The 25,172-nt window shown below is 60.8% G+C and carries 27 protein-coding genes, 3 tRNA genes, 1 rRNA gene and 1 riboswitch; of the genes, 13 read left to right on the top strand and 18 right to left on the bottom strand.

The window, feature by feature from the left end; all coding sequences use genetic code 11:
* Positions 1-341: 341 nt before the first annotated feature.
* Together ACOX7T_RS14320 and ACOX7T_RS14325 are read right to left on the bottom strand one after the other, a co-directional pair.
* A tRNA-Arg gene (locus ACOX7T_RS14320) sits at positions 342-418 on the bottom strand.
* Between the two features lie 86 nt (positions 419-504).
* Positions 505-1,023 (bottom strand): DUF6512 family protein, encoded by a 519-nt coding sequence (locus ACOX7T_RS14325; RefSeq protein ID WP_433443978.1) that lies wholly within the window; start codon positions 1,021-1,023, stop codon positions 505-507.
* Positions 1,024-1,193: 170 nt separating this feature from the next.
* Between ACOX7T_RS14325 and ACOX7T_RS14330 the strand changes: the two genes are divergently transcribed.
* Both ACOX7T_RS14330 and ACOX7T_RS14335 read left to right on the top strand, forming a co-directional pair.
* Complete coding sequence (locus ACOX7T_RS14330) at positions 1,194-2,273, top strand: ComEC/Rec2 family competence protein (protein WP_433443980.1); 1,080 nt, start codon at positions 1,194-1,196, stop codon at positions 2,271-2,273.
* 30 nt (positions 2,274-2,303) lie between these two features.
* Positions 2,304-2,864, top strand: a complete 561-nt coding sequence (locus ACOX7T_RS14335; RefSeq protein WP_433443982.1) for a rhomboid family intramembrane serine protease — start codon at positions 2,304-2,306, stop codon at positions 2,862-2,864.
* A gap of 47 nt (positions 2,865-2,911) precedes the next feature.
* Here ACOX7T_RS14335 and ACOX7T_RS14340 read toward each other — a convergent pair whose 3' ends face one another.
* From ACOX7T_RS14340 to ACOX7T_RS14350, 3 genes are all read right to left on the bottom strand, one after another.
* Positions 2,912-3,703 (bottom strand): ZIP family metal transporter, encoded by a 792-nt coding sequence (locus tag ACOX7T_RS14340; protein ID WP_006570785.1) that lies wholly within the window; start codon positions 3,701-3,703, stop codon positions 2,912-2,914.
* A 182-nt stretch (positions 3,704-3,885) separates the two neighbouring features.
* Positions 3,886-4,809 carry a pseudouridine-5'-phosphate glycosidase gene (locus tag ACOX7T_RS14345; protein ID WP_433443985.1) on the bottom strand — a complete coding sequence of 308 codons (924 nt, stop codon included), beginning with the start codon at positions 4,807-4,809 and terminating at the stop codon, positions 3,886-3,888.
* 77 nt (positions 4,810-4,886) lie between these two features.
* The gene (locus ACOX7T_RS14350; RefSeq protein WP_433443987.1) at positions 4,887-5,966 is read right to left on the bottom strand and encodes a PfkB family carbohydrate kinase; all 1,080 of its coding nucleotides are present in this window, start codon (positions 5,964-5,966) and stop codon (positions 4,887-4,889) included.
* Positions 5,967-6,111: 145 nt separating this feature from the next.
* On the opposite strand from ACOX7T_RS14350, the gene ACOX7T_RS14355 reads away from it, so the two are divergent.
* From ACOX7T_RS14355 to asnS, 6 genes are all read left to right on the top strand, one after another.
* Positions 6,112-6,861 (top strand): hypothetical protein, encoded by a 750-nt coding sequence (locus tag ACOX7T_RS14355; RefSeq protein ID WP_433443989.1) that lies wholly within the window; start codon positions 6,112-6,114, stop codon positions 6,859-6,861.
* 102 nt (positions 6,862-6,963) lie between these two features.
* Positions 6,964-7,398, top strand: a complete 435-nt coding sequence (locus ACOX7T_RS14360; RefSeq protein WP_433443991.1) for a LytTR family DNA-binding domain-containing protein — start codon at positions 6,964-6,966, stop codon at positions 7,396-7,398.
* Positions 7,399-7,413: 15 nt separating this feature from the next.
* Entirely contained in the window at positions 7,414-8,265 is an 852-nt protein-coding gene (locus ACOX7T_RS14365; RefSeq protein WP_433443993.1) for a DUF3021 family protein, read from the top strand.
* Positions 8,262-8,753: a hypothetical protein gene (locus ACOX7T_RS14370; protein ID WP_433443995.1), complete on the top strand. Its 492-nt coding sequence runs from the start codon at positions 8,262-8,264 to the stop codon at positions 8,751-8,753. The genes ACOX7T_RS14365 and ACOX7T_RS14370 overlap by 4 nt, the downstream gene beginning before the upstream one ends.
* Before the next feature lie 25 nt (positions 8,754-8,778).
* Positions 8,779-9,168, top strand: coding sequence for a hypothetical protein (locus ACOX7T_RS14375; protein WP_294551994.1), 390 nt, complete (start codon positions 8,779-8,781; stop codon positions 9,166-9,168).
* Between the two features lie 129 nt (positions 9,169-9,297).
* Positions 9,298-10,692 carry an asparagine--tRNA ligase gene (gene asnS / locus ACOX7T_RS14380; protein ID WP_433443998.1) on the top strand — a complete coding sequence of 465 codons (1,395 nt, stop codon included), beginning with the start codon at positions 9,298-9,300 and terminating at the stop codon, positions 10,690-10,692.
* A gap of 293 nt (positions 10,693-10,985) precedes the next feature.
* Here the strand turns inward: asnS and ACOX7T_RS14385 are convergent, their stop codons facing one another.
* The 3 genes from ACOX7T_RS14385 to ACOX7T_RS14395 all read right to left on the bottom strand — a co-directional run bounded on the left by ACOX7T_RS14385 (position 10,986) and on the right by ACOX7T_RS14395 (position 13,523).
* Positions 10,986-11,765, bottom strand: coding sequence for an amino acid ABC transporter ATP-binding protein (locus tag ACOX7T_RS14385; RefSeq protein ID WP_433444000.1), 780 nt, complete (start codon positions 11,763-11,765; stop codon positions 10,986-10,988).
* A gap of 15 nt (positions 11,766-11,780) precedes the next feature.
* A complete protein-coding gene (locus tag ACOX7T_RS14390; RefSeq protein WP_433444002.1) occupies positions 11,781-12,548 on the bottom strand; it encodes an amino acid ABC transporter permease in 768 nt (255 codons plus the stop codon).
* A 108-nt stretch (positions 12,549-12,656) separates the two neighbouring features.
* Positions 12,657-13,523, bottom strand: a complete 867-nt coding sequence (locus ACOX7T_RS14395) for a transporter substrate-binding domain-containing protein (RefSeq protein WP_433444004.1) — start codon at positions 13,521-13,523, stop codon at positions 12,657-12,659.
* Positions 13,524-13,710: 187 nt separating this feature from the next.
* Positions 13,711-13,880: riboswitch (Lysine riboswitch) on the top strand.
* A gap of 125 nt (positions 13,881-14,005) precedes the next feature.
* Here ACOX7T_RS14395 and ACOX7T_RS14400 point away from each other — a divergent pair.
* On the top strand, positions 14,006-15,733 hold the full coding sequence (locus ACOX7T_RS14400; protein ID WP_433444006.1) for a Na+/H+ antiporter NhaC family protein: 1,728 nt from the start codon (positions 14,006-14,008) through the stop codon (positions 15,731-15,733).
* A 65-nt stretch (positions 15,734-15,798) separates the two neighbouring features.
* Here ACOX7T_RS14400 and ACOX7T_RS14405 read toward each other — a convergent pair whose 3' ends face one another.
* From ACOX7T_RS14405 to ACOX7T_RS14430, 6 genes are all read right to left on the bottom strand, one after another.
* Positions 15,799-15,933, bottom strand: coding sequence for a hypothetical protein (locus ACOX7T_RS14405; RefSeq protein WP_433444008.1), 135 nt, complete (start codon positions 15,931-15,933; stop codon positions 15,799-15,801).
* 75 nt (positions 15,934-16,008) lie between these two features.
* Positions 16,009-16,650, bottom strand: a complete 642-nt coding sequence (locus tag ACOX7T_RS14410; protein WP_433444010.1) for an ABC-2 transporter permease — start codon at positions 16,648-16,650, stop codon at positions 16,009-16,011.
* Positions 16,647-17,510, bottom strand: a complete 864-nt coding sequence (locus ACOX7T_RS14415; RefSeq protein WP_433444012.1) for an ABC transporter ATP-binding protein — start codon at positions 17,508-17,510, stop codon at positions 16,647-16,649. The genes ACOX7T_RS14410 and ACOX7T_RS14415 overlap by 4 nt, the downstream gene beginning before the upstream one ends.
* Before the next feature lies 1 nt (position 17,511).
* Positions 17,512-17,886: a GntR family transcriptional regulator gene (locus ACOX7T_RS14420; RefSeq protein ID WP_433444014.1), complete on the bottom strand. Its 375-nt coding sequence runs from the start codon at positions 17,884-17,886 to the stop codon at positions 17,512-17,514.
* Positions 17,887-18,035: 149 nt separating this feature from the next.
* The gene (locus ACOX7T_RS14425; protein ID WP_433444016.1) at positions 18,036-18,359 is read right to left on the bottom strand and encodes a sigma-70 family RNA polymerase sigma factor; all 324 of its coding nucleotides are present in this window, start codon (positions 18,357-18,359) and stop codon (positions 18,036-18,038) included.
* On the bottom strand, positions 18,340-18,573 hold the full coding sequence (locus tag ACOX7T_RS14430; protein WP_433444018.1) for a hypothetical protein: 234 nt from the start codon (positions 18,571-18,573) through the stop codon (positions 18,340-18,342). Before ACOX7T_RS14430 ends, ACOX7T_RS14425 begins: the two co-directional genes overlap by 20 nt.
* A gap of 309 nt (positions 18,574-18,882) precedes the next feature.
* Here ACOX7T_RS14430 and ACOX7T_RS14435 point away from each other — a divergent pair.
* The 3 genes from ACOX7T_RS14435 to ACOX7T_RS14445 all read left to right on the top strand — a co-directional run bounded on the left by ACOX7T_RS14435 (position 18,883) and on the right by ACOX7T_RS14445 (position 19,913).
* Positions 18,883-18,958, top strand: a tRNA-Thr gene (locus ACOX7T_RS14435).
* 11 nt (positions 18,959-18,969) lie between these two features.
* Positions 18,970-19,054 (top strand) — tRNA-Tyr (locus tag ACOX7T_RS14440).
* Positions 19,055-19,547: 493 nt separating this feature from the next.
* Entirely contained in the window at positions 19,548-19,913 is a 366-nt protein-coding gene (locus tag ACOX7T_RS14445) for a DUF6483 family protein (protein ID WP_433444020.1), read from the top strand.
* An 80-nt stretch (positions 19,914-19,993) separates the two neighbouring features.
* Here ACOX7T_RS14445 and ACOX7T_RS14450 read toward each other — a convergent pair whose 3' ends face one another.
* The gene (locus ACOX7T_RS14450) at positions 19,994-21,289 is read right to left on the bottom strand and encodes a 5-bromo-4-chloroindolyl phosphate hydrolysis family protein (RefSeq protein ID WP_433444022.1); all 1,296 of its coding nucleotides are present in this window, start codon (positions 21,287-21,289) and stop codon (positions 19,994-19,996) included.
* 494 nt (positions 21,290-21,783) lie between these two features.
* Between ACOX7T_RS14450 and ACOX7T_RS14455 the strand changes: the two genes are divergently transcribed.
* The gene (locus tag ACOX7T_RS14455; protein ID WP_433444024.1) at positions 21,784-23,727 is read left to right on the top strand and encodes a VanW family protein; all 1,944 of its coding nucleotides are present in this window, start codon (positions 21,784-21,786) and stop codon (positions 23,725-23,727) included.
* 215 nt (positions 23,728-23,942) lie between these two features.
* Here the strand turns inward: ACOX7T_RS14455 and ACOX7T_RS14460 are convergent, their stop codons facing one another.
* The 3 genes from ACOX7T_RS14460 to rrf form a co-directional block, all read right to left on the bottom strand.
* The gene (locus ACOX7T_RS14460; protein ID WP_433444026.1) at positions 23,943-24,524 is read right to left on the bottom strand and encodes a dipicolinate synthase subunit B; all 582 of its coding nucleotides are present in this window, start codon (positions 24,522-24,524) and stop codon (positions 23,943-23,945) included.
* 2 nt (positions 24,525-24,526) lie between these two features.
* A complete protein-coding gene (locus tag ACOX7T_RS14465) occupies positions 24,527-24,976 on the bottom strand; it encodes an NAD(P)-dependent oxidoreductase (RefSeq protein ID WP_433444028.1) in 450 nt (149 codons plus the stop codon).
* Positions 24,977-25,086: 110 nt separating this feature from the next.
* Positions 25,087-25,172, bottom strand: a 5S ribosomal RNA gene (rrf, locus tag ACOX7T_RS14470); the annotation flags it as partial.

Below are 25,172 nucleotides of genomic sequence, written 5' to 3' on the forward strand. Positions count from 1 at the left end.
CTGTCGCGGAAAGCCTGTTATTGGTACGCCCGAAGTCCGAACGAGGGGACGTGCCGGTGGCACGTCCACGACCGAGGAGTCCCTTCCCAAGAGGGCGAGCGCCACGCGCGACGCCCGATTGGCCGCCGCGGCTTCGACCAAAACAAAAACAGGCTCCCCGCTGTCGCGGAAAGCCTGTTATTGGTACGCCCGAAGTCCGAACGAGGGGACGTGCCGGTGGCACGTCCACGACCGAGGAGTCCCTTCCCAAGAGGGCGAGCGCCACGCGCGACGCCCGATTGGCCGCCACGGCTTCAACTAAAACAAAAACAGGCTCCCCGCTGTCGCGGAAAGCCTGTTATTGGTACGCCCGAAGGGACTCGAACCCCCAGCCTTCAGAACCGGAATCTGACGCTCTATCCAATTGCGCTACGGGCGCGCACAAGCACCTTAACCAAGGCGCTCAATTATTATAGCAAGGATTTTCCGATTTGTAAAGGGGGTTCTTCTGTTTTTTTCCTCCGCTCAGTAGGGGATAACCTGCCAGGTATTGACGCCGGACAGGTCGGCAAAGAGCACATGGTCGGGGGGCAGGAAGGTAAAGATCACCATGGCTCCGCTCAGGGCAATGGTGAGCAGCAAAAGCAGGTCGGTCCGCTGCCGGACGGCAGGGCGGTTGAAGACCGCAGCCAGAAGGAAGCCCGCTCCCATCAGCAGAACATACAGGCCGATATCAAATGCCAGGGACTCGCCGCCCGCTGTCACATGGTAGAGATACCCCGCCGCCAGCATGGCTGCGCAGATGACCAACAGCGCCAGAAGCCAGGGCCCCAGGCACTCCCGCCCGTTCCCGCGGCACAGGACCAGCGCCCCCGCCAAAAAGGGCCAGTACATGATTTTCAGGTGCTCCCATATGCTCTCGTTGACCGGCGCGATGAGGGCCACAACAGGATTGGGGACAAAATCGTAGAAGAAGTGGAGACAGGCCCCCGCCAGGGTGACAATGACGAATGCGGTCAGGAGCTTTCCGGACAGTCGCGGCATGGCTGATACCCCCTTTTCTTTTTAAAGGATATGTACCGCCGTCCCCTTTTATTTCTCTTTCCCGGAAAACTGCTTTTCTCCGCTTATCCACGGGCCTCTTCCCTTTTTCGCCGCTTTGGTTTATACTGGTGCATGCACATTATGTATACCAACGTGGAAAAGGAGCTCACATGAAACGACGTATTGCCCCCCTGCTCGCCCTGCTCTGCCTGCTCGTCTCCCTGACGGGCTGCGACCTGCTCTCCTCGCCCCCTTCCTCCAGCCCTGCGCCCGTGTCCGACGGTTCCACCCTGGCCGTCCACTTCATCGACGTGGGTCAGGCCGACTCCGCCCTGCTGGTGTGCGGAGATGATACCATGCTCATCGACGGCGGCAACGTGGCCGACAGCAGCCTGGTGGTCTCCTATCTGGAGCAGCAGGGCATTGACCAGCTGGACTATGTGGTCTGCACCCACGCCCACGAGGACCATGTGGGCGGTCTGTCCGGCCCCCTGAACACCTGCACCGCCAGCCACGTCCTCTCCCCTGTCACCGAGTACGACTCCAAGGCCTTCAAGGACTTTGTCAAGTACACTGAGGCCCAGGGGCTGGAGCCGGAAATCCCTGTGCCCGGCGACACCTTCGCCCTGGGCGAGGCTCAGGTGACCATTCTGGGCCCTGTGGCCGAGTACAGCGAGACCAACAACACCTCCATTGTGCTGCGGGTTGATTTTGGTGAGACCTCCTTCCTCTTCACCGGCGACATGGAGACCAAGGCGGAGAAGGACCTGCTGGACCAGGGCGCAAACCTGTCCGCCACTGTCCTCAAGGTGGGCCACCACGGCAGCGACACTTCCTCCAGCTACTCTTTCCTGCGGGAAGTCATGCCTGAGTATGCGGTCATCTCTGTTGGGGAAAATAACGACTACGGCCACCCCAACGACGATGTACTCAGCCGGCTGCGGGATGCCGGTACCACCGTATACCGCACCGATGAGCAGGGTACCATCGTGGCGGTGAGCGACGGCACCACCGTCACCTTCACCACCGGGAAGGACGTCGCCCCCACCCCCGGCCGTGACAGCGAGACCACGCCCCAGCCCAGCCAGAGCGCCGCTGCCCAGGAGACCTACATCGGCAACCTGAACTCCAAGGTGTTCCACCGGGAGGACTGCCCCAACCTGCCCGCCGAGCAGAACCAGGTCATGTTCTCCAGCCGGGAGGAGGCCGTGGAGGAGGGCTATTCCCCCTGCGGCAACTGCAAGCCCTAACGCGCTTATTTCACTTCTGAGGTGATACGGATGAAACGGATTCAGTACAATTCCCCGGTGATCCTCACGTTTTTCTTTCTCTCCCTGGCGGCGCTGGTACTGGACCGCCTGACCGGCGGGTGGACCAACCTCTATCTCTTCTCTGTCTACCGCTCCCCCATCTCCCCCCTGTTCTTCGTGCGCCTGCTGGGCCACGTGCTGGGACACGCGGGGTGGGACCACTTCCTGGGCAACATGCTTCTGCTGCTGGTGGTGGGTCCGCCCCTGGAGGAGAAATACGGCAGCAGCACCCTGCTGGTGGGCATTGTCCTCACCGCCGCCGTGTCCGGCCTGCTCCAGTGCCTCTTCTTCCCCGGCGTGGCCCTGCTGGGGGCCAGCGGCATCGTATTCATGCTCATCATGCTCTCCTCCCTGGCGGGCATGAGGGCAGGTTCCATCCCCGTCACCCTGATTCTGGCGGCCGTGCTCTACCTGGGCCAGGAGGTGTACTCCATCCTCTTTGTCCAGGACAACGTGGCCAACTTCATGCATCTGGTAGGCGGCGCCTGCGGCACGGTCTTCGGCTTCCTGGCGGCCAGAAAAAAGCTGTAATCACAAAAACAGCGGCGGAAACAGAAGTTTCCGCCGCTGTTTTGCTTTTATCCCAGGGCCACGTCCAGAATCATCATGATGAGGAATCCGCCCATAACCCCCAGGGTGCCCACGTTGGAGTGCTCCCCCAGATGGGCCTCGGGAATCAGCTCCTCCACCACCACGTAGATCATGGCGCCCGCCGCAAAGGAGAGCAGCCAGGGCATGAGCGGGGCAATCTGCCCCGCCAGCAGCACGGTGAGGATGCCGAATACCGGCTCCACAAAGCCGGACAGGCTGCCGCACAGGAAGGATTTCACCGGGCTCATGCCCTCCTGCCGCAGAGGCAGGGAGATGGCCGCGCCCTCGGGGAAGTTCTGGATGCCGATGCCGATGGCCAGAGCCATGGCGGCGGCGTAGAGGGCCGGGTCGTTGCCGTGCTGGGCCGCCAGAGCAAAGGACAGGCCCACCGCCATGCCCTCGGGGATGTTATGTAGGGTCACCGCGAAGACCAGCAGGGTGGTGCGCTTCAGAGGCGCCTTCACGCCCTCCGGCTCACGGGCGCCGGGGTGGAGATGGGGCAGCAGACCGTCCATAGCGATCATCAGCGCCACACCCAGAACAAAGCCTCCCGCCGCCGGAATCCAGCCGATCATACCGGCCGCCTCCGCCTCCTCAATGGCGGGAATGAGCAGGGACCAGACCGAGGCGGCAATCATCACGCCGGCCGCAAAGCCCAGGAAAATCCGCTGGGCCAGGGCATTGACCTGTTTGCGGAACAAAAACACCATGGCTGCGCCAAGGCTGGTCATCAAAAAGGTAAAACCGGTGCCTCCGGCGGCCCAGAGCAGTGCTGTCATAGGTTTTTCCCCCTTTCGGAAGTTCTATCTTTCTAATAATTAGTTTTGGCTAACTAAATGATAGCATGCCGGTCCCGCACTGTCAATCCCCAGTTGTATACTGGGAAATAATTTTTTTGATAGAACGAAAAAACAGCGCCCCGGAACATCCGGGGCGCTGTACTTATTCTGAAATACCGCGCTTACTTCAGGGCGCTGAGGGCAGCGGCGGTCTTGGCGGCCAGACGGGCGTTGTTGTACACCAGCTGGATGTTGGAGTCCAGGGAGCTGCCGCCGGTCAGGTCCTTGATCTTGGCCAGCAGGAAGGGAGTGGTGGCCTTGCCGTGGATGCCCTGGGCCTTGGCCTCCTCCACCGCGTCGTCGATGGCCTTGTTGATGACGTCAGCGTCCATGGAGTACTCCTCGGGGATGGGGTTGGTCACCAGCATGCCGCCCTTGTAGCCCAGCTCGCCCTGGACATGGAAGGCAGCGGCCAGCTCCTCGGGGGTGTCAATCTCGTAGTCCACGCCGAAGCCGCTCTTGCGGGTGTAGAAGGCGGGCAGCTCCTTGGTGCCGAAGCCGATGACGGGCACGCCGTGGGTCTCCAGATACTCCAGAGTCAGGCCCAGGTCCAGGATGGACTTGGCGCCGGCGCACACCACCATCACAGGGGTCTGGGCCAGCTCCTCCAGGTCGGCGGAGATGTCCATGGTGGTCTCGGCGCCGCGGTGGACGCCGCCGATGCCGCCGGTGGCGAAGACCTTGATTCCCGCCATGTGGGCGATGATCATGGTGGTGGTGACGGTGGTGGCACCGTCCTCACCACGGGCCACCAGCACGGGCAGGTCGCGGCGGCTGGCCTTGGTGACGTTCAGGCCCTTCTTGCCCAGGTACTCGATCTCTTCCTTGGTGCAGCCGGCCTTCAGGCGGCCGCCGATGACGGCGATGGTGGCGGGCACAGCGCCGTTCTCACGGATGATCTGCTCCACGTTGAGAGCGGTCTCCACGTTCTGAGGATAGGGCATGCCGTGGGAGATGATGGTGGACTCCAGGGCCACCACGGGCTTACCGGCGGCAATGGCCTCGGCGACTTCAGGGGCGATGTCCAGATACTTGTTCAGGCTCATTTTTAATTACCTCCAGAATAATATTTTATGCATATTACAATTTGTAGTGGATTTTCTCTTGATTTTACCCGCGGGGCTTATTCCCCCATGCGCTCCTTCAGCAGGCGGGCACTCATAGCGGGGTTGATGGTCTCGGCGCTCTCCATGGCGATGGCGCCCGCCGCCATGGCGGCACGGGCGGTACCCTCCAGGCCGGTGCCCTCCAGGTAGGCCCAGGCGATGGCCGCCATACCTGCATCGCCGCAGCCGGTGGTGTTGACCATCTCGCCGGGACAGCAGGGCACATGACAGCGGCCGTTGTGGTCGGCGGCCAGCACGCCGTCCCCCCCCAGGCTGATGAACACCCGGCGCAGGCCGGTAGCCAGCAGGGCGTCCGCCGCCGCGTTGAGGCTCTTCTCGTCGGTAATGGTCACGCCGGAGAGCAGCTCGGCCTCCAGCCGGTTGGGCTTGAGGGTGTGGAGCTTGCCCAGCACCGGCCGGAGCTTTTCCGCCTTGGCGGTGGACACCGGGTCGGCAAAAATAGGCAGCCGCACGTTCTCCGCCAGCCAGGCGATGGACTCGGCGGGAATGTTGGTGTCCACCACGATGAGCTGGGCGTTCTGGAGCAGCCGGGACCGGCTGGACAGGAACGCCGGGGTCACATGCCGGTAAATCTCCATGTCGCTCACCGCCAGGGCCATGTCCCCCCGCTCGTCGGTGATGAAGAGATAGGTGGAGGTGGCGCCGCCGGGCACGGTCAGGCACTGGCTCACGTCAATGCCCAGCTCGCCGCAGCTGGCCGCAATGCGCTGGGCGTTCATATCGTCTCCAAAGGCGGTGAGAAGCCGCACATCCATGCCCAGCAGGCTCATATTGTGGGCGATGTTCCGCCCCACGCCCCCCAGGCTCATGCGCACCGCGCCCGGATTGGAGTCGGCAGGCACCAGCTTGTGGGACGGACGGCCGCCGATGTCCATGTTCACGCCGCCCACCACCACCGCGTAGGGTGCGGTGCGGACGATGTACCCCCGGCCGGCAATGTGCCCCTGCTTCATCAGGTTGGAGATGTGCACCGCCGCCGAGGAGCGGGTGATGCCCGCCTTCTCCGCCAGCTCCTGCTGGGAGATGAGGGGGTTCTCCTCAATCCACTTGAGAATCTGTCGTTCCCGCTGGGTCATGGCCTCGCCTCCTAAGCAAAAGTTTGTTTTATAATCATGTGCTTATTATACATCTTTTCTCTCCCCTGTCAAGGGACAAACGGAACTTTTTCTCCAAAAAAACGTCTGAAAAACAGAACCAAACCTGGAAGGAGGAGGAAGTACAATGAAAATTCGGCTCCTGGCGCTGACCATGACCGGGCTGCTGGTCCTGACCGCCTGCGCACGAAAGCAGTCCACCTTGACCGTGCGCATTGTGGACGGTGCGGAGACGGGTGCCCTGATGATGGCCGACCTGGATGGGGGCAGCGGCATCTACCGCCTGGGTGCGGATGATGGCCCCGTCACCATAGACGGACACCCGGCCACGCCGGATGATCTGGCAGACGGCATGAAAATTACCATCACTTTCAGCGGGATGCTTCAGTATAGCTGCCCCGCAGGCATTTGCGATGTCTACGCCCTGGATGGGGACGGAAGCAGCGTGGACGACCGCTGCGGCCTCTACCTCCAGGTGCTCAACGACCTGTGGGCGGCAGAGCCCGGTCTGAACGAGGGCGCCAAGCAGCTGGCTGTGGACCTGTCCGGCCTGACCGACCTGACCCCGGGTGAGAAAGCGGGCCTGGCCTGGCGCTTTGGCGAGGACTGCCGCCTGTCGCCCCCTATGGAGGTACCTCTGGAGGTGCTCTGGCAGGAGGGCTATCTCACCCCTATGACAGAGGGCGGTGAGGAGGACCCCAACCTCTGCGCCTGGGAGGACGGCTGTCTCTTCTCCATCACGGGGGACGCGGAGACCGGCTTTGAGGCACGGAAGTGGCGCTCGGGCACAGAGAGCTATGCCTTTTCCGACTGTACCGCCCAGATGGCGGAGGACGGTTCCTGGACCTACACGGTGGGGGAAGAGGGCGCTCCCTGAGCCATCCGCAACCGAATATTCCGGCAGAGAGACCGTCTGTCCCGATGGCATGGACAGACGGTCTCTTTTTGGTTATAGTTAGGGTGGAAAGGGGGAGGACCCATGAAGGTAACGATACGTATAGAGCCGGGCTGCGGCGCACCCTCGGTGACCATCACGGCCCCCGCCCTCACCGACGAGATTAAAGCCCTGGCCGCCCGGCTGGAGAGCGGGGACCGGCTCATCGGCTGGCGGGACGGCTCCGCCTTCCCCATCCCGCCGGAGGCCCTGCTCCGGTGCTACGGTGAGGACAAGGGGGTCAGGGCCCAGACAGCCAACGGGGTGTTTGACCTGAAGGAGCGGCTCTACGAGCTGGAGGCCCGGCTGGACCGGCACACCTTTGTGCGCATCTCTCAGTCGGAGATTGTCAACCTGAACAAGGTCACCGCCCTGGACCTGACCCTGACGGGCACCATCAAGATGACCCTGGCGGGGGACACGGTGTGCTACGTGTCCCGCCGGTACGTAAAAAAGATAAAGGAAGCCCTTGGACTGTGAAAGGAGGGAATCACTATGACGGACAGACAGAAACAGTGGATGATCCGCATTCTCCTGGGCGGACTGGTGGGCATTGCCGTCCTTATCCCCCTGGGCGGCATCTTCAACGACCTGGTGAGCGGCGGCCTTCTCTCCAGCCGCACCCACTTCCGGCTGGTGAGCTATGACCTGGCGTATCTGACCGGCTCCGCCCCCCTGGCCTTTGCCATTCAGCTGGGGCTCTACTTCCTGATGGGGGCGGTGGTGGGAGTGTCCACCCTGCCCTTTGCCGACGACGGCGCCACCCTGGTGCTCCGCTCCCTGGCCCACTTCGCCGCCACTGCCGCCGCACTCACGCTGCTGGTGGTACTGTGCGGATGGAACTGGGGAGAGTTCTGGCCCGTTGTCCTCTATCTGGGGCTGCTGGCGGCGGTCTACCTGCTCATCTGGCTGGGCCGCTGGGTGGGGTGGTATGTGGAGATAGCCGCCATCCGGCAGAAGCTGGGGCTCTCCCCCGGCCCCTCTCCCCTGAAATGGCGTGAAAGCCTGCCCTATCTCCCCTTCGCCGCCCTCATGTGCCTGGTGATTCCCATGGCGGTGCGGCTCACCCTGGACTCCCCCACGCCCATCTTCACCGCCATCTACGCCATGCTCATATTGCCGGTAGGCGGCTTCTTCTCCGGGTTGTTTCTGGGCCGGCGGCAGGGCTTCTGCCCCCTGTACCCCGTGATGTGCGCCCTGCTGACCCTCTGCTTCGTCCTGCTGGCCAGGCTGGTCTCCAACGTGGCTGACGGGGTGATGATCCCCATCGCCCTGTGCTCCGTGCTGCTGGGCAACGCCATCGGCGCGCTGCTGCGCATGCTGAAAGGGAGGCGGCAGGCAAAATGAAACGGGAACACAGGCTCTACAACATCATCCTCCCCATCTGGATGGTCTTTCTCTTTCCTCAGCTCTGGGCCGTCATCATCCCCGGCAATCTCATCATCGACTGTCTGGTGCTCTTCCTCACCCTGCTGGCCCTGAAGCACCAGGGTAAGGGCGGCGTGATGAGAAAGCTGTGGTGGAGGTTCTGGCTGCTGGGCTTCGCCGCCGACGCGGTGGGCGTGGCGTGGATGTTCCTGGGCTTCCTGCTCTACCTCCCCTTCGGCTCTGTCTGGGATGACACAGTAGGGCATATCATGCACAACCCCTTCGCCCACCCCGCTGCCTTCCTCTGGACCTTGGTTGGCGTGGCTCTGGCGGGCGTGTGCATCTACTTCTTTGATAAAAAAGCCATGGGCAGGTGCGACCTGCTCACCCCCAGAGAAAAGCACATCATCGCCCTGACCATGGCCGTGGTCACCGCCCCCTGGCTCTTCTTCATCCCCATGTACTGAACAGCTTTAGAAATGAGGTGTTGTTATGGTACGCATCAACGGAAAAGGAAACGCTGTCCTGCTCGCCCTCACCCTGATTACCTTCGCCGCCTACGCTGTGGTGCTGGTTACGGCCTTCTGGGACCTCCCGCTGGACATCCCCACATGGCACCAGCTTCTGCTACTGTACGCCCACTTCATCCCTATGTTCTTCCTGGAGCTGCTCCTGTGCCGGACGGCCAAGCTAAAGTGGCGTATTCTCCTGCCCGCCGTCCTGCTGGTCCTCCCCGGACTGTGGTTTGTGGCCTCCGCCGAGTGGTACGCCATGGCGTGGTTCCTGGCGGGCTGGTGGTGCGTGGCCCCGGCGCTGGGATGCCTGGCCGCCTGGGCGGTCTGGGCCATTTCACGGCGTATAACCCGCCCCAATCCAATCTGAGTGCAGGCCGTCCCGGACTTTCCCGTCTGGGGCGGCTTTTTTCTCCGCCAATCTGCCCGGAGTGGTTGCAAATTCGGTGGAAAAAGGCTATACTTAATGGCAACTGCAAAGAATCGAGGAGGATTCGCTTTGGAACGCACGACCATTTCTCAGATTTTCGCCGACCAGGAGCAGTTCGGCGGGCAGACGGTCACCGTCTGCGGCTGGGCCCGCACCATCCGGGACATGAAGACCTTCGGCTTCATCGAGCTCAACGACGGCTCCTGCTTCCGTAACCTTCAGATCGTCATGGACGCCAACGTGCTGGGCAATTACAAAGAGATTGCCGGCCAGAACGTGGGCGCCGCCCTTATCGTCACCGGCACCGTGGTTCTCACCCCCGAGGCCAAGCAGCCCCTTGAGGTGAAGGCCGACACCATCGCTGTGGAGGGCCCCTCCACCCCCGACTACCCCCTGCAGAAGAAGCGCCACAGCGTGGAGTACCTGCGCACCATCGCCCACCTGCGGCCCCGCACCAACCTGTTCTCCGCCGCCTTCCGGGTTCGGAGCGTGGCGGCTCACGCCATCCACACCTTCTTCCAGGACCGGGGCTTTGTGTACGTCCACACCCCCATCATCACCGCCAGCGACTGTGAGGGCGCGGGCGAGATGTTCCGGGTCACCACCCTGGACATGGAGAATCTGCCCAAGAAGGACGACGGCACCGTGGATTACAGCCAGGACTTCTTCGGCAAGAGCGCCAACCTGACCGTGTCCGGCCAGCTCAACGCCGAGAACTTCGCCATGGCCTTCGGCAATGTGTACACCTTCGGCCCCACCTTCCGGGCTGAGAAGTCCAACACCACCCGCCACGCCGCCGAGTTCTGGATGATCGAGCCCGAGATGGCCTTCTGCGATCTGGCCGGCGACATGGACGTGGCCGAGGCCATGATCAAGCACATCATCAATACCGTGATGGAAAAGTGCCCCGACGAGATGAACTTCTTCAACTCCTTCGTGGACAAGGGCCTGAAGGAGCGGCTGGAGCACGTGGCCTCCTCCGACTTCGGCCGGGTGACCTACACCGAGGCGGTGGAGCTGCTCAAGCAGAACAACGACAAGTTCGACTACAAGGTGGAGTGGGGCTGCGACCTGCAGACCGAGCACGAGCGCTACCTCACCGAGCAGATCTTCAAGAAGCCCGTCTTTGTCACCGACTATCCCCGTGAGATCAAGGCCTTCTACATGCGCCTCAATGACGACGGCAAGACCGTGGCCGCTGCCGACTGCCTGGTGCCCGGCATCGGCGAGATCATCGGCGGCTCCCAGCGTGAGGAGCGGCTGGACGTGCTGGAGGCCCGCATCAAGGAGCTGGGCATGAACCCCGAGGACTACTGGTGGTATCTGGACCTGCGGCGCTACGGCGGCTGCAAGCACGCCGGCTTCGGCCTGGGCTTCGAGCGGATGGTCATGTACCTCACCGGTATCGGCAACATCCGTGACGTCCTGCCTCACCCCCGCACTGTGGGCAACGCGGATTTCTAATCAAACAAACATGGCCCCGGTGTTCTCCCCCCCTGCGGGGGGCGGGATGTCGGGGCCCCATCTTTGATGGGGCGGCGCTCTGCGCCGTACAAGCGTTTTGGGCCATCGGCCCAAAACCTTGATGCCGGGCGGATTCACTCCGCCCGAGCAGATACAGTGAAACGGGGTCCCCGCACGGCCCCCGGCCGGGTGGGGCCTGCCCCATCCCAGAACCGTTGGCAACGCAGATTTCTAATCAAAGTCATAAAAAAGCGGCGCTCTCCCCATGGGAGAGCGCCGCTTTTTTAATCTTCTCAGTGATAACGGGCCAAAAACTGCTTGGTCCGCTCCTCCTGCGGATTCTCGATGACCTGACGGGCAGGCCCCTGCTCCACGATGAGGCCCCGATCCATAAACATCACCTGATCCGCCACATCCCGGGCAAATGCCATCTCGTGGGTGACGATGATCATGGTGGTGTGCTGGTCGGCCAGACCACGGATGACCTTGAGCACCTCGCCGGTCAGCTCCGGGTCCAGAGCGGAGGTGGGCTCGTCAAAGCAGAGGATGTCCGGCTTGAGAGCCAGGGCACGGGCGATGGCCACACGCTGCTGCTGGCCGCCCGAGAGCTGGCTGGGATAGTGTCCGGCCCGGTTGGCCAGGCCCATCCGCTCCAGCAGCTCCCGGCCCTCCTCCTCAATCTGGGCGAAAATCTGCTTCTTGTTCTGCTTGAAGTCGGGCCGTTCCTTGGCCAGCAGCTGGCTGGCCAGGGTCACGTTCTGGAGGGCCGTATACTGGGGGAACAGGTTGAAGGACTGAAACACCAGCCCGAAGTGGAGCCGCTTGCGGCGGATGTCCTGCTCCTTACGGCTGTTCTGCCCTTCCGCGTCAAAGAGGGTCTCGCCGCCCACCACGATGCGCCCCTTGTCCGGGGTCTCCAGAAAGTTCAGGCACCGCAGCAGAGTGGTCTTGCCGCTGCCCGAGGAACCGATGATGGCCAGGGCCTGGCCCTTCTCCAGCTCAAAGCTGATGTCCTCCAGCACCCGGGTGGGGCCAAAGTGTTTTTCAATATTATGTACTTCCAGAATTGCCATTTTGGTCCCCTCCTCTCACTGGAAATAGGCCAGCTTCTTCTCCAGCCGGCCCAGCAGCAGCGTCACCACGCCGCTGAACACAAGGTAATACACAGCCACAAAGAACAGCGGCCACAGCAGGCCGGAGATGCCCTGATTGCCCTTCATGAAGGACTCCGCCACCCAGATGACCTCTTTCAGGGAGATGGCACGGGCCAGGGAGGTGTCCTTCACCAGGGTGATGATCTCGTTGGACATGGGGGGCACGATGCGCTTGATCATCTGGAGCAGGGTGACCCGGAAGAAAATCTGGGTTCTGGTCATGCCCAGCACCTGGCCCGCCTCCTGCTGGCCCACCGGCACGCTCTGGATGCCGCCACGGTAGATTTCGGAGAAATAGCAGGCGTAGTTGATGATAAAGGCCACGGCCACCGCGGCGAAGCGGGAGCTCTCACCTCCGCCCCAGGTGAACAGGTCCAGCATGCCGGGGACATAGAAGAGGGCGATGATCTGGAGAATCAGCGGGGTTCCCCGGATGGCCCACACCACCAGACGGCAGATAAGGCTGATGGGCCGGAAGGCAGAGAGCAGCTTTGCCACACGGCCGGGCTTCTTGCCCTTCCGGGCCAGTGCCCAGTGGACGGGCCGCCGCAGAGGCGCCCAGCGGCTCATGGAGCCGAAGGAGATGATAAGTCCCAGGGGCACAGCGCCGATGATGGTGACAAAGAAGAGCTGAAGGGTCACCAGGAAGCCCTCGTTCAGGGCTTTTACCACAACGGGGAATTCAGGGGTGGTCCAGAACATGGTATCGTCCTCTCTGTATGGAGATGGGTTGTACTGGGGAAAAGCCGGGCAAAGGCAGAGAGCGGAGCGCGCCCTCTGCCTTTGCCATTATAAATAAGGTTCACTCATTCAGTCAAGGATAACAGCATCCTCAAGGCCGTAGGTGGTGGCGGTCTCCAGGGCGGTACCGTCGGCCTCGGCGGCGGCCCAGAACTCATTGAACGCGTCCACCAGGTCGGAGCCCTTGCGGAAGCCCACGCCGTACTCCTCGGCGGCCAGACCCTGGGCCTCGTTCAGGTTCACGCTGTAGGCCAGGTCGGCGTAGCTGGTGCCCTCGCCGATCATGGCAGCGGCCATGAGCACGTCGATGACGGCGGCGTCAGAGGTGCCGGCAGACACCTCCATCAGGGTGTTGGCCTGGGACTGGACGGGCACGGTGGAGGCACCCAGGGCCTCAGCCGCATCCTCACCGGCGGAGCCGGACTCCACGGCCACGCTCAGGCCCTCCAGAGAGGTCAGGTTCTCAAAGTCAGCGGCCTTGTCGGCGGGATAGACCAGCACCTGATAGTTGGTGCAGTAGGGGTTGGAGGTGGCCATGGAGGAGGTGACCTCGTCAGTGAGGGTCATGCCGTTCCAGACCACGTCGATGGCCTTGGACTCCAGCTCCTCCACCTTATAATCCCAGGTGATCTCGCTGAACTCCACCTCTACGCCCAGGCTCTCGGCAAAGGCCTTGGCCATGTCGGCATCAAAGCCAATCCACTCGTCGCTGCCCTCGGCCTTGTAGTCCATGGGCTCAAAGTAGGTGATGCCCACCACCAGAGTGCCCTTGTTCTTTACATACTGTGTATCGCTCTCCACCGCAGCCTGAGAGCCGGAGGGAGCAGGGGAACCGGACGGTGTACCGGTATCGCCGCCGGTGGAATTGGAGCAGGCGGTCAGAGTGGTTGCGGTCGCCAGCGCCAGAGCAAGGGCCAGCCATTTTTTCAGCTTCATGATATATCCTCCTTCTGTCAGGCGCCGGTGTTTCGCCTTCTTGCTTTAGTATACTACCATGATAAATCGATGATGTAAAGACGTATTTTAAAAATCGGCATATCGCACAAAGCCTTCCGGCGGAAAAAGGCGGATTCAGCCTTGACATTCTCTGGAACCCATGATAGGATACTTACGCTTCTTTAATAAAGAGGATAGAGGCGCGGTACGCATGCGTACCCCGGGACAAGGCCAGGCAGCCGTCCCGTGGGGAGAGGGCGCACCGCCGAAGGTTGCTTCGCCTGCCTGGGCGCGGCTTCCTGGGCCGTACGGGAATACCGTGCGGACTGTCACAGCATGTGGAGCGCTATCCTGAGGTCCCCCGCTTTCACCGTTGGGGGACCCCTGGTTTTGCCATGGGCGCTTCTGTAAGCGTTCATGGCTTTTTTGTTTGGCGCCACATGGGGCGTGTGTGCCCCGGAAACTATTTGGGAGGGAAAAACATGAGAACAAGAAGAACCTGGCTCGCCCGGGCGGCTCTGCTGCTGATGCTGCTCTTTGCCCTGACGACCACCGCCTTCGCCGCCGGTGACCCCACCGACGAGACCGGCACCAAGATGATTGAGTGTACTGACTGCGGCACCATGGGCGTCGTCCTCAGCGATGCGGGCGAGGCCGTCACCTGCGAGACCTGCGGCGGCACAGGCTATGTCCAGTCACCCAGCAACTACTTCAACACCATTCTGTCCCTGCTGCCCCCCGTCATCGCCATCGCGCTGGCCCTGATTACCAAGGAGGTCTACTCCTCCCTGTTCATCGGTATTGTGGTGGGCGGATTGCTCTACTCCAACTTCTCCTTTGAGGGTACCCTGAACCACGTGTTCAGCGACGGCATCGTGTCCGTCCTGTCCGACAGCTACAATGTGGGCATCCTCATCTTCCTGGTGATTCTGGGCGCCATGGTGGCCCTGATGAACAAGGCCGGCGCCTCCGCCGCCTTCGGCCGCTGGGCCCAGAAGAACATCAAAACCCGCGCGGGCGCCCAGCTGGCCTCCATTGTCCTGGGCTGTCTCATCTTCATCGACGACTACTTCAACTGCCTCACCGTGGGCTCGGTCATGCGGCCCATCACGGACAAGCACCAGGTCTCCCGGGCCAAGCTGGCCTACATCATCGACTCCACCGCCGCCCCCATCTGCATCATCGCCCCCATCTCCTCCTGGGCCGCCGCCGTGGCCAGCTTTGCCGAGGAGGGACAGGGCCTGAACCTGTTCATCCGCGCCATTCCCTACAACTTCTACGCCCTGTTCACCATTGTGATGATGCTGGGTCTGGTGTTTATAAAGGTAGACTTCGGCCCCATGGCCAAGTTTGAGAAGAACGCCATCGAGAAGGGCGACCTGTTCTCCGGCTCCAACCCCTACGCCATGCTGGACGAGGACATCGACGAGACCAAGGGCAGGGTCATTGACCTGGTGCTGCCCATTCTGGTGCTGGTGGCGTGCTGCGTCATCGGCATGATCTACTCCGGCGGCTTCTTCTCCGGCGCCAACTTTGTGGAGGCCTTCTCCAACTCTGACGCCTCCGTGGGCCTGATGCTGGGTTCCGCCTTCGGCCTGCTCTTCACCTTGGTCTACTATGCCGCCCGCCGGGCCATGTCCTTCAAGGACATGATGGCCAGTATCCCCGAGGGCTTCAAGGCCATGGTTCCCGCCATTCTCATCCTCACCTTCGCCTGGAGCCTGAAGGGCATGACCGACTCCCTGGGCGCCAAGTACTTTGTCCGTGACTTTGTCCGCAGCGCCGAGCACCTGCAGATGTTCCTGCCTGTCATCGTGTTCGTCATCGGCTGTCTGCTGGCCTTTGCCACCGGCACCAGCTGGGGCACCTTCGGCATTCTGATCCCCATTGTGCAGAACGTGTTCTCCATGGACGATCCCCTGGCCATCATTTGTATCTCCGCCTGCATGGCCGGCGCCGTCTGCGGCGACCACTGCTCCCCCATCTCCGACACCACCATCATGGCCTCCGCCGGCGCCCAGTGCGACCATGTCAACCATGTGTCAACGCAGCTGCCCTACGCCATCTCCTGCGCGGCCATAGCCGGCATCTCCTACCTGCTGGCCGGCCTGCTGGCCGCCAACGGCATTCCGGGTATCATCGCCCTGCCTGTGGGCATTGTGCTGATGCTGTGCTTCCTGTTCTTCATGAAGAAGCGCCAGACCGCCTAATCCATTCTGCAAAAAAAGACCGCCTCATCACGGATGAGGCGGTCTTTTTTTGCAGGACTGGGGGCTCACTTCTTCTCCTCGTTCTCCCGCTCCTGTTTCTCCTGGATGGCCCGGATGGCGTAATCCACGGCGGCGAGAGAACGGGGGGTGCAATACTGCTGGATTTTCAGCAGCTCCTGAATGGCTTCATGTGCGGTCATGGTCCCCACGCTCCTTCCCTTTTTCTTCCTTCAGTTTACCACAGAGCAAGGGCGGCGCGCAAGGGGCAAAGGGGCTTACAGCTCCTTCTTCTCAAAAATCCCACGGGCGATGAAGTAGGAGATGATATAGCCTCCGATGGCCAGCAGAACCAGCAGACCGGGCAGCGCCAGGAAGAACCACTCGGGGATTACAATGTTCTCCAGCGACTCGGCCAGCTGGCCTATCAGCATGATGCTGCCGAATACCGCCACGAAAATCAGGATGCTGATCAGGCGGCTCTTCTCAGAGCCGAACTTGATGAACACAGGGAGAATCACGGCGTCAATGAGGATGGGCAGCAGCGTGCAGATCAGCAGCCCGATGAGCATCTCATCCAGAGCGCCCAGCTCCGGCTTCAGCGTGAGTACGGCCACCACCAGCACAGCGGAGAAGGCCGCCGCCAGCAGCACAGAGAGCAGGGTAAAGACATACTTGCCCGCCACAACGCCGCGACGTCCGGCAGGAGTGGCGACGGCGTACTTGTTCCACCGGGCCAGGTCGTCATAGGCAAAGGTGGACATGGGCACCAGCATGCCGATGAGCACGGTCATTGTGTACATGATGGCCGTAGGCATGATTTCCATTACAGCCAGTACTGTATACATGATAAAAAACGCGATGTAATATCCCAGCTGCTTGCGCTGGACCAGAAAATCCTTATAAACCATTCCCATCATGACGCTACATCCCCCTTCGCGGTAAAGACCATGATCTCGTCCAGGGTCACCCGGTCCACAGTCAGTTCCGGGTAGAGCCGGACAAACTTCTCCCGGTCCCGTACCAGGGCCTCACAGCTGAACTGGCTCTCCCGCACGCCCACCAGGAAGGCCCGGTCCACCTTGTCCAGGTCGGCTCTGCCGCACACCAGGCGGCCGTACTCCTCCAGCAGCTCATCCTTGGCCCCCTGGAGGGCCACCCGGCCCTTGTGGAGGTAGACCACGTAGTCCGCCGCCTTCTCCAGATCGGTGGTGATGTGGCTGGAGATGAGGATGGCGTGGTTCTCGTCCTGGACAAAGTCCAGGAACTGGTCCAGAATCTCGTCCCGCACCACCGGGTCCAGGCCGCCGGTGGCCTCGTCCAGAATGAGCAGCCTGGGACGGGCCGACAGCGCCGCGGCGATGGACAGCTTCATCTTCATGCCCCGGGAGTAGTCCTTCACCGTCTTTTTCTCCGGCAGGTCGAACTTCTTCAGCAGGCTTTCAAAAAACCGCTGGTCCCAGTTCTTGTAAACCTTGCGGAGGATTTTCCCCACGTCGCCGGCACGCAGGGTGTCGTGGAAGGTGGACTCGTCCAGCACCACCCCGATCTCCTCCTTGGCCTCCCGCTCGCCGGTGATGTTGTCCCGGCCCAGGAGCACAATCTCCCCGCCGTCCCGGCGGATGAGGTTGAGGATACATTTGATGGTGGTGGATTTTCCGGCGCCGTTCTCGCCGATGAGGCCCACAACCGTGCCCATGGGCACGTCGAAGGTCACGTCGCGGAGCTTGAAGCTGCCGTAATCTTTGGTGAGATGGCGGATTTCAATGGCGTTTTCCATATTATTCGTCTCCATACAGGATGTTGAGGGTATCGGTCATCTCCTCCAGGGTGACGCCGCCCGATTTGGCGGCCTCCACAGCCCGGGTCAGATGTTCCTCCACCCGGCGGAGGGTCTCCTCCCGGGCCAGCTCCGGGTCCTGGGGCGCCACAAAGCACCCCTTTCCCGGCACGGTGGTGATGAAGCCCTCACGCTCCAGCTCTTCATAGGCTCGTTTGGTGGTGATGACGGAAATGCGCAGCTCCCTGGCCAGCAGCCGCATGGAGGGGAGGGCCTCCCCCTCCTTCAGCTCACCCCGCAGAATCAGGCCCTTGACCTGCCGGGTAATCTGGTCGTAGATGGGCACCCCGCCGGCATTGCTGATGATAATATCCATTCGGTGCACCTCGTTTTACTGTGTATACTCAGCATATACAGTATAGACACAGATAACAGTCCCTGTCAATAGGGGAACGTAAATTTTTTATGGTGCCCAAAAACACAACATGGCCGCGCCTTTGGGCGCGGCCATGACTTTGTTCAGACTCAATTTTCCTCTTCGGCGTTGAGCAGGCTCTCCGCCCCGTACCGCAGGCAGCGGCGCAGACGTCGCTCCCCGCGCTTGATGGTACGGGAGATGGTGGACTTGTCCACCCCAAGCCGCTCCCCTATCTCCCGCATGTTGAGCCCCTCGGCGTAGTAGAGCAGCAGGGCCTGCCGCTGATGGGGGGTCACGTCCTCCTGAAGGGCGCGGATCAGGTTCTGCCGCAGCCGGGAACGCTGCTCCCGGTTGTCCTCCGCCATGGTCCTGGCGTACACCGCCATGTCCGCCGCATAGGAGCCGCCCCTTCTATATCGCGTATTTGACATTGCGCCAATACCCCCTGTCATAGTATCGTTCCGTGACGACCGCCAGATCCCTGGCCTCCCGCCACATTGTCTCCAAAATTCTGATGCGGTCCTCCAGAACCAGACGCTCCGTTGCGTCCGGCTCATCCGCGCGGCGCAGCTCCAGCTCGGTAATTCTCCGCCGCAGGACTCTTGCCTGAGTCCGGTATTCCACTGACATCTCCAGTAAAGTCATCAATCTCTCCGCTTTGCTCCATTTCCTCGCATTTTTTCTCCGCCCGGCACTGGGGGCACAGGTTCTCGCCCTCTCCCAGCTCCCAGGCGTAGATCTCGTTCCGGCATCGCCGGCACCAGGCCGCTGCCGGTTCCCGCTGCATATCCCGCAGCGGGTTGATAAAAATCCTCCCGCCCGTGCTTCCTCTCCTGTTTCCGGCCGTCTTTTGACGCCCTGCAAATTTTTTTGAATTTTTTTATTTTTCCTGTTGACAACCCCCTATTCGCCTGCTATAATAAGCAACGTTGTGGACGAGCTGAGAGCTGAAACGCTGGTGTAGCTCAGTTGGTAGAGCAGCTGATTTGTAATCAGCAGGTCGGGGGTTCGAGTCCGTCCACCAGCTCCAAAACTTCATATGGAGGAGTTCCCGAGTGGCCAAAGGGGGCAGACTGTAAATCTGTTGCGTCTCGCTTCGGTGGTTCGAATCCACCCTCCTCCACCACGTCAGAGCAAGCGCCATATCGCTTGCTCTGATTTTTTATTAAAATCAGAGCGCGCTCATTCTGCTGCTCTTCCTCTCCAAACCGAACCCGCTCTGCTGGGCTTTGGTTTGGTGCCGCCTCCGGCGGCATCCTTTCCTGGTGCCCCTTTCAAGAGTTGCCGTTTTTCTTTTGTCTGGTGGATTCGAAAGCCGCCTCCTGGCGATGTGTTGGCGGCACCCCGTAGCCGGCGTGGCTTTTTCAGAACAGCAAAGCCCTCTTCTCCACCATGTCAGAGCAAGTGACTTTTTGTTTGCTCCCGCCGATTTTTTCCCAGCGCGTTTTCATCCCCCTTTCGTTCTGTCCTTCTGCGCAGAATAGAACTTGTGTTCTAGTTCCTGTTTATATTACCACTCCCGCGCTGTATCGTCAATACAACTTTCTTATGTTAATCGAACATGCGTTTTATAAAAGTCCCCATTTTGGGATATTTCACCTGAGAGGAGCCGATTGCGAATGCTGACCCAGGACTGGATGATGCGCCAGATTGAGACTATGACCCTTGCCATTGCCAGAATTATGTTCCAGAAAGATACGGCGGAGTACCGGGCTCACGGCAGCCAGGAGACTCTGACCGCTGCCGACAGCCTCCACGCCTCCCTTAACGCTCTGCTGCGTGAGGGACGCATCGCCGAGGGGGAGGACCTGCTTTTCGCCTCTCTGGACACGGAGGACGCCTCCCTTCTCGAGGTGGCGGTGGACTTCTATTACCGCCTGAACCTGCTCTCCGACCAGGAACTGGAGGAGGGCAATTTCTCCCGCCAGGAGGTGGAGGAGGGGCTGCACGACGTAATGGACCAGTACGGCGTGGTACTGCCCTGACGTGTTCTCCTCCCCCCATGCAGAAAAAAGCCCGTGAGGCGGCTTGTATGCCGTCTCACGGGCTTTTTTATTTTCATCTGTCAGACACCCAGCTGGAAGCCGTCTCCCTTGCCGGAGAGGCCGTCCTTGTCCAGCATCCGCTCCAGCACCTCTACATCGGTGGTGATGTCCATGGCGTCATCCTGGAAGAGCTTGTCGAGCTGCTTCTCAAAGCCCTCCACTACCTTATCCATCATGCCCTCAATCCGCTCCTTGGCGGCCGAGATGTTCTCACCCTCAATGCCCTGGGCCTCCATCTGTGCGTAGGCCTTCAGGATTTTCAGGGTAGTGGGCAGATAGTAGCTCAGGAAGCTGCGCAGCTGGCTGTTCTTGTTGGGGTTCTTGCGCTGGTAATCCAGAATCTTTCCGGTGATCTCCCCGATGCGGTCGATCTTCTCGCTCATCTCCGGGTCCTCGATGGCGTCGTTCACCTGCCGGATCTCCCTGAGGATGGCGTCGTCATCCTCAGGCTGGGCAGGCTTCTCCTCCTCCGGCTCCGGCTCGGGCTCCTCCTGAAGGCCCTCGTCAGAGAGAATCAGGCGGCCGCTGGCCATATCCAGGTAGCCGGTGGGGATGTATCCCTCGTCCAGCATCTCCTGAATGTCGTCACAGGCGGTGTGGTAGGAGACAGGCATGGCCTGGGCCAGAGAGCCGATGGAGATGCTCTCCCGCTTGCCGATGAGGGCAAGATACTTGCGGAAGCGCTTGGCCTTCTTGTTCCTCTGAGTACCACACACCAGCAGCACCAGGCCCGCACCCAGCAGCCCCAGAGGGAAACCGATGCTCTGGAGCATGTAGATAAAGCCCATACCCATGGTGTCAAAGAACTCCACAAAGGAGATGAAGCCGCCGAAGATGGCCAGAATGGCGCCCCAGATCATCATGCCCTTGCCCTTGTTCAGGTCCACGGGCCTGCGCTTGGGCATAAAGCGGCCCTTCTTGTCTCTGGGCCGTTCGCTGACGCCCTGCATCCCCGGCTGGGTGGCCTTGGAGGACTTGGCGGTCTGCGTGTACTGGGTGTACTGGGCGCTCTGGGTATTCTGAGCACTCTGCCCGTCCTGGCGGGGAGGAGTCTGACCCTGGTAGCGGTACTCGTACTTATAGCCGGAGCTCTGGCTCCAGGACTGGCTGCCCGAGGGGCGGTAGGGTCCGGTGGCGCTGGAGCCGTAAGAGCCTCCGTTGTTCCGTCTGCCACCGAAGGACCGGCCTGTCAGCTTCATGAACAGCAGCACCAGGCCCACCGGCCAGAATATCACCAGCGCCGCCACCACCACAATCCAGGACATTAAGTCCCCGTTGTTGCCGCCGCCGCTGTTGTTGTTGTAGCTGTACGCCATGCGTAGCGCCTCCCATATCCCGATCCGGCTGACTGGACTGCCGGTCCTGCTGGATCATATAATATCATATATGTGGAAAAAATAGATTGATTTTTTATTTAAAATCTTTAAAATTTATCTTCTCACCCGCTATACCACATGAAAATATGGTACAATAACCGCAATACAAACAGCTTTGCTGTTTGCGGCCGCTCTGCGGCAGGCAAGCCAAAATGGCTTGCAGCTATGGTACAATAACCGGGAAAGAAGGCCCTCTTCCGCCTCAGTCAGGCAGCTTGCCGCCATAATTGCGGATGGAGATATGATACAACGAAAGCACTTTCTTGTAAAGAGGGGCAAAGATCCCTCCCGGTGTCTCTCCCCACCACGGGCACTCGCCCGGCTCTGAAGCCGGAGACAGAAATGTGTAACCGTTCTGTAATTGCTTTCCCAGCCTGGGGGCCCTATAATGTATACTGATTTCGTAGATTCTGCGGGATATTGGAGTGATTATCATGGAAAACAGCGCGGACGGCAAGCGCGTCATGCCGAAGCAGCAAAAGCCCGGCGGCGCAAAAATTGCCATCATAGTTGTCATTGCAGTTCTGGTGCTCCTGATTGGCGCCTATCTGGGTCTATGCGCCTGGGTGAGCGCCGGGAATATTCTTCCCAACACCACCCTGACAGTGACTGACCACACCCTGGATCTGTCCGGCATGACCCGGGAGCAGGCCGCCCAGACCATCAGCAGAGAATCTGAAAGCTGGTACCCCACCTCCTTCCAGCTCACCAGCAGCGAATACCCTGAGCTGGACAGGGAGATCACCTCGGATACCCCCCTGTTTCAGCTGGACGTCTCCGCCCTGGCGGCGGATGCCTGGTCCCTCGGCCGTGAGCAGGGCTTCCTGGGCGGCGGCATTGCCTGGCTGAAGGCCACCTTCGGCAGCGGCTACGCCATCGAGGCCCAGCCCCAGCCCTCTGAGAAGCTGGAGCAGCTGCTCACCGAGCTGCCCGGCGAGCTGACCAAGGCACTGGACTCCGGCCTCACGGAGAGCACCTATGAGGTCACGGATACCGCCCTGATCATTCACAAGGGTGTCTCCGGTCTGAGCGTCAACGCCGCTGACTTCCGGGACCTGGTGATCGACAGCCTGCTCACCGGCCGCACCTCCATTGAAGTTGCCCCCCATGTCACCCCCCCTGAGGAGCTGGACTTTGAGGCCATCTATCGTGAGGTTTACAAGGAGCCTGTGGACGCCTATCTGGACAAGGAGACCAGTGAGATTGTCCCCTCGGTCACCGGCGTCAGCTTCGGCGTCTCCACCGCCCAGGCGCTGATGGAGCGCACGGAGGAGGGAGAGGACTGCGAGGTACCCCTCACCTTGACTGAGCCTGATATGACCACCGAGAAGCTGGAGAACAGCCTGTTCAAGGACGTGCTGGGCCAGAGCAGCACCAAGACCGCCGGTCCCTCCAACCGCTGGCACAACGTGGAGACCGCCTGTGAGCGGGTCAATGGTACCATCCTGCTGCCCGGCGAGGTGTTCTCCTATAACGAGCTGTGCGGCCCCTACTCCCAGGCAGGCGGCTATCTGAAGGCTGGCGCTTATGTGAGCGGCACCACTCAGGACACCTGGGCCGGCGGCATCTGCCAGCTCTCCTCCACCATCTACTACACCACCCTCAAGGCGAATCTGGAGACCGTGGAACGCACCAAGCACAAATACGATGTAGGCTATCTGCCCTCCGGCATGGACGCCACCGTATACAGCGACACGCTTGACTTCAAGTTCAAGAACAACACCGACTACCCCATCAAGATTGAGGCCACCCTCACCAAGGACAGCAGCGGCCGCCGCTGGTGCAACGTGACCATCTACGGTACCAACACCACCGGCATCTACGGCGATCCCTATTATATCCTGCTGGAGACCATCCCCTACGAGACCTACTACGAGCCCAGCGACTCCGTCCCCCAGGGCAGCCAGCCCCAGAAGGACTCCACCCGCACCGGCTACACCGGACGCAAGGTTGAGGTCCATCAGCGCCTGCGGGATGCTGACGGTAATGTCATCAGTGACACCGTCATCCACACCGACACCTTCTCTGTCCGCAACGCCTACTACTTCTACAACCCGGCCGACGCCGCCGCTCTGGGCATCGACCCGGCCACTGGCCTGCGGAATCTGACCCCGGTAACGCCCTCTCCCTCCCCGTCTGAGTCCGCGTCTCCCTCTCCTTCCCCGTCGGAGTCGGTGACACCTTCCCCCTCGCCGTCGGAATCTGTCTCGCCCTCTCCTTCGCCGTCTGAGAGCGCTGAACCCTCGGCATCCCCCTCACAGTCGCCTTCGGAGTCACCCTCTGCCTCTCCGTCAGCCTCACCGTCCAGTACCCCCGATGCTGACGGAAACACTCCGCCGGAGGGAATTCCCATTGCTTCCACAGTTCTACAGGACTAAACAACTTGGAGCGCGTACCTATTGGTGCGCGCTCCAATTCTTTTTGGGATTTAATTCTTTTGTAATATTTTTTGTTTTATTTGTTTACAATTCTGCCGTAGGATATTAATCAGCGAGAGACAGCGTCTTCTTCATTTCATGTATCCCTCTTTCCTTCCTTTGCATGAACAGCCCGCGCCAGTACTGGCGCGGGCTGTCTGCGTTTTCATATAGACTCAGCTGCCGCCCAGCAGCACTGGCTGGAGCTGCCTGCCCGCCATAGCCGCCTCCACGGTCTCAGGGATACGGGTAAAGTCCGCCACCAGCGAGGTGGGCTTGCCTGTGGGGTCGTCCTGGCGGAAGGGCACGAAGTACACATGCTTCTTATCCATCAGGGCGCCGATGTTCTTGGCGCTGCCTGCCAGGCCGTCATTGGTCGCCACAGCAATCACCAGCGGACGCCCGTTGCGCAGGTGGGCCTTGGCGGCCATGGTCACCGAGGAGTCGGTTATCCCCGCCGCCAGCTTTGCCAGCGTATTGCCGGTACAAGGGCAGATGACCAGTACATCCAGCAGCTTCTTGGGCCCAATGGGCTCCGCTGCCTTGATGGAGTCAATGGGCCGCTTGTCGCAGATGCGCTGCATCTCCCGCATAAAGTCGTGGGCGCTGCCAAAACGTGTATCTGTGGCGGCACTGCGCTCGGAGATAATGGGTGTCACGTCCTTCCAGCGCCGGTGAACGGCCTCCAGGGCGGCCATGGCGCTGTCGTATGTACAGAAGGAGCCGCAAAAGGCAAAGCCTACCTTCCAGTCTTCCATGCTCACACTCCTAACTCGCTCAACATATTGTAAATGGTATTTTTGATGCTCTCTCCTGCGGTCACCGGCGCTGTCTTGCCCGGCAGCGAAAGGGCCCAGATAACCCGTATTCCCAGCCGTGCAGCCGCCTCAAAATCCACGCCTCCTGGTTTTGAGGCCAAATCAATGACCAGGCAGTCCGGCTTCAGATCCCCCAGCTCCGCCTCCCCAAGCACCCGGGCAGGCACGGTATTGATTATCAGGTCATAGCCGCACAACCACCCCAGAAGATGGCCTGTCTGTTCCACGCCCAACCCAAGACTCTCCGCCCAGGCCAGATCTGCATATTTTCGGGCCGCTACGCTGACATGTGCGCCCAGTGCCTGGAACCGCTGGGCGGTTATACGTCCCACACGTCCGTAGCCGATGACCAGTACCCGGGCGCCGTGTATGGTAATGGGCAGTTCTTCCATAGCGATTTGGATGGCCCCCTCTGCGGTAGGTACTGCATGGGGTAATTTTTCATTGCTCGGCCGAAAAACAAAAAAGAAGCGGCAGACATAAGTCTGCCGCTTCACGCTTGTGTTGGCGTTACCTATCTTCCCAGGCCGTCTCCAGCCAAGTATTTTCGGCGCAGGTGAGCTTAACTGCCGTGTTCGGGATGGGAAC

The organism is Pseudoflavonifractor sp. (genome assembly GCF_050943825.1).
Classification (GTDB): domain Bacteria; phylum Bacillota; class Clostridia; order Oscillospirales; family Oscillospiraceae; genus Pseudoflavonifractor.

Coding starts and splice junctions, on each gene's coding strand:
- ACOX7T_RS14325 (WP_433443978.1), bottom strand. CDS start 1,023: ATGCCGCGACTGTCCGGAAAGCTCCTGACCGCATTCGTCATTGTCACC.
- ACOX7T_RS14330 (WP_433443980.1), top strand. CDS start 1,194: ATGAAACGACGTATTGCCCCCCTGCTCGCCCTGCTCTGCCTGCTCGTC.
- ACOX7T_RS14335 (WP_433443982.1), top strand. CDS start 2,304: ATGAAACGGATTCAGTACAATTCCCCGGTGATCCTCACGTTTTTCTTT.
- ACOX7T_RS14340 (WP_006570785.1), bottom strand. CDS start 3,703: ATGACAGCACTGCTCTGGGCCGCCGGAGGCACCGGTTTTACCTTTTTG.
- ACOX7T_RS14345 (WP_433443985.1), bottom strand. CDS start 4,809: ATGAGCCTGAACAAGTATCTGGACATCGCCCCTGAAGTCGCCGAGGCC.
- ACOX7T_RS14350 (WP_433443987.1), bottom strand. CDS start 5,966: ATGACCCAGCGGGAACGACAGATTCTCAAGTGGATTGAGGAGAACCCC.
- ACOX7T_RS14355 (WP_433443989.1), top strand. CDS start 6,112: ATGAAAATTCGGCTCCTGGCGCTGACCATGACCGGGCTGCTGGTCCTG.
- ACOX7T_RS14360 (WP_433443991.1), top strand. CDS start 6,964: ATGAAGGTAACGATACGTATAGAGCCGGGCTGCGGCGCACCCTCGGTG.
- ACOX7T_RS14365 (WP_433443993.1), top strand. CDS start 7,414: ATGACGGACAGACAGAAACAGTGGATGATCCGCATTCTCCTGGGCGGA.
- ACOX7T_RS14370 (WP_433443995.1), top strand. CDS start 8,262: ATGAAACGGGAACACAGGCTCTACAACATCATCCTCCCCATCTGGATG.
- ACOX7T_RS14375 (WP_294551994.1), top strand. CDS start 8,779: ATGGTACGCATCAACGGAAAAGGAAACGCTGTCCTGCTCGCCCTCACC.
- ACOX7T_RS14385 (WP_433444000.1), bottom strand. CDS start 11,765: ATGGCAATTCTGGAAGTACATAATATTGAAAAACACTTTGGCCCCACC.
- ACOX7T_RS14390 (WP_433444002.1), bottom strand. CDS start 12,548: ATGTTCTGGACCACCCCTGAATTCCCCGTTGTGGTAAAAGCCCTGAAC.
- ACOX7T_RS14395 (WP_433444004.1), bottom strand. CDS start 13,523: ATGAAGCTGAAAAAATGGCTGGCCCTTGCTCTGGCGCTGGCGACCGCA.
- ACOX7T_RS14400 (WP_433444006.1), top strand. CDS start 14,006: ATGAGAACAAGAAGAACCTGGCTCGCCCGGGCGGCTCTGCTGCTGATG.
- ACOX7T_RS14405 (WP_433444008.1), bottom strand. CDS start 15,933: ATGACCGCACATGAAGCCATTCAGGAGCTGCTGAAAATCCAGCAGTAT.
- ACOX7T_RS14410 (WP_433444010.1), bottom strand. CDS start 16,650: ATGATGGGAATGGTTTATAAGGATTTTCTGGTCCAGCGCAAGCAGCTG.
- ACOX7T_RS14415 (WP_433444012.1), bottom strand. CDS start 17,510: ATGGAAAACGCCATTGAAATCCGCCATCTCACCAAAGATTACGGCAGC.
- ACOX7T_RS14420 (WP_433444014.1), bottom strand. CDS start 17,886: ATGGATATTATCATCAGCAATGCCGGCGGGGTGCCCATCTACGACCAG.
- ACOX7T_RS14425 (WP_433444016.1), bottom strand. CDS start 18,359: ATGTCAAATACGCGATATAGAAGGGGCGGCTCCTATGCGGCGGACATG.
- ACOX7T_RS14430 (WP_433444018.1), bottom strand. CDS start 18,573: ATGACTTTACTGGAGATGTCAGTGGAATACCGGACTCAGGCAAGAGTC.
- ACOX7T_RS14445 (WP_433444020.1), top strand. CDS start 19,548: ATGCTGACCCAGGACTGGATGATGCGCCAGATTGAGACTATGACCCTT.
- ACOX7T_RS14450 (WP_433444022.1), bottom strand. CDS start 21,289: ATGGCGTACAGCTACAACAACAACAGCGGCGGCGGCAACAACGGGGAC.
- ACOX7T_RS14455 (WP_433444024.1), top strand. CDS start 21,784: ATGGAAAACAGCGCGGACGGCAAGCGCGTCATGCCGAAGCAGCAAAAG.
- ACOX7T_RS14460 (WP_433444026.1), bottom strand. CDS start 24,524: ATGGAAGACTGGAAGGTAGGCTTTGCCTTTTGCGGCTCCTTCTGTACA.
- ACOX7T_RS14465 (WP_433444028.1), bottom strand. CDS start 24,976: ATGGAAGAACTGCCCATTACCATACACGGCGCCCGGGTACTGGTCATC.